At 35.5% G+C, this 1787-nt stretch carries 1 protein-coding gene; it reads right to left on the reverse strand.

Going from position 1 to position 1787, the window contains the following annotated elements; genetic code table 11:
* Nucleotides 1–1787, reverse strand: a 1787-nt coding sequence (locus tag RM697_RS13650; RefSeq protein ID WP_311428454.1) for a choice-of-anchor L domain-containing protein, incomplete at both ends; no start/stop codon positions are given.

Here is a 1787-nt window from a genome sequence, read left to right on the forward strand (position 1 = left end):
AAGTTCCTATCACCAATTCAAAACTTGTAGTCACATAGCAATCTGGTGTACCTGTTACTTCGACCCTAACAAATATGGTTCCTGCCGAACTTGTATATAAATTAGGAAGCGCTGCTGTGTTTGCATCAGCATCAGCTTGTGTTTCGTGATATGTTAATGTATATAAAGATGCGTCTTGCCCATCCAATACTTCTAGATTATGTGATGGTAAATCAAACTCTGCTATACCATCTTGATCGTTATCACAAGCAATTAGTGGTACACTAGTCGCAGTATGCGTTGGTAAATTAATAACTAAATTAAATGATGTTGTAGAGTAACATCCAGTGGTATTGTTTTCAACTCTCGCATAGATAGTTTGCGGATTCATTATATTATTATAAGGAGAAGTTAATGCTCCAATACCATCATCTGCTTCAACTTGAGTTAAATGATAACTAACTGAAAAATCAGCAGGGTTTTGACTGCCTAAAATCTCTACATCATTATCATTTAAATTATAGGATGCAAAACCTGTAACTGAACATGCTTCTAAATCTGATGGCATGTTAGCTTCAGGTAAGTCTAAAAACTCAACTGTAATAGAATCTTCTATGATACATTGGCTACTAAAAATAACTTGTGCTGTATAAACTCCTGGTACAGTAGCATTGAATGTTGATGCTGTTTCACCAGCTATTGCAATACCATCTAAGAACCAAACATGTTCTAAATTTGGTGCTTGAGTATTGAGAGTAATAGGTTCTCCAAGACATCCTGCTACACCAGAGGCAATTGTAATATCATCTCCAAGATCTAATTGTCCAAGATCAAAACTTCCTGCTTGTAAATAAACTCCAGAATCTAAAGCAGTATCTAAATCATCTCCAATAACTAACTTAATATGATAGGTCTCTCCAATATTTACAGCAGATTGAGCTGTAAACACAGTGGTTCTACCATCAAATGATGTTGGTGGTAAATTAGCAGGTGTATAGCCACCAAAAAACTCCTCATTAATTGCTGGACAAAATCCATTATCTGGATGAATGTTAGTTACAAGTATAGGTTCTGAAGTTCCTGGTAAAACAGCTAGATTCGTAGTTACACCATCTTCATCAGTAAGAAAGAAACCAAAGGCATCTGAGAAATCACATTCAAACGTTGCCATATCATATTCTTCTGATGCCATTAAGAAATCAAAACTGATATTCTGTGCTAATGGTACAAAATCAAACTCTATAATAGTAGCATTATTTGAGTTTACTGGACCATTCGGTCCAACTAATGTATTTAAATCAGGATCACCTGGCCATGCAAAACCACCTGTACTCATGGCATTAATATTTGGTCCATCCGCTAACGAAGCGTCACCATTTGTTAATAAAATTCCTTCGTCAAATGGGAAACCATCATCACCATCTCTAGAAAAATATGCTATACCGTTTACATCACCAAAATCGGAACCTGTAGACCAAGTAATATTGGAAATTTCCGCACACTCTCCTCCTATCAATATGTCTGTAACAAGTTCTTCAACTGTATATGTAGTTTGATCTGTAGTAACATTACCAGAACCTGGCTGTATACATAAATCAAATGTAGTATCTACTGGATCTCCTCCTGCAGAAAATACTCGTATATAATACGTGTTGCCTACAGTAAGTCCTTCAGCAATACTTGCATCAACATCAGAACAATACAATTCTGTTAAGTTATCACAATCTGCACCTTCATAAACTGCATGATCTAAATTATTAAAGAATCCTCCTCCTTGAATATTTTGGAGGATAATTAATTGTGTTTCT

This window comes from Microcosmobacter mediterraneus, from assembly GCF_031846265.1.
GTDB classification, from domain to species: Bacteria; Bacteroidota; Bacteroidia; order Flavobacteriales; family Flavobacteriaceae; genus Microcosmobacter; species Microcosmobacter mediterraneus.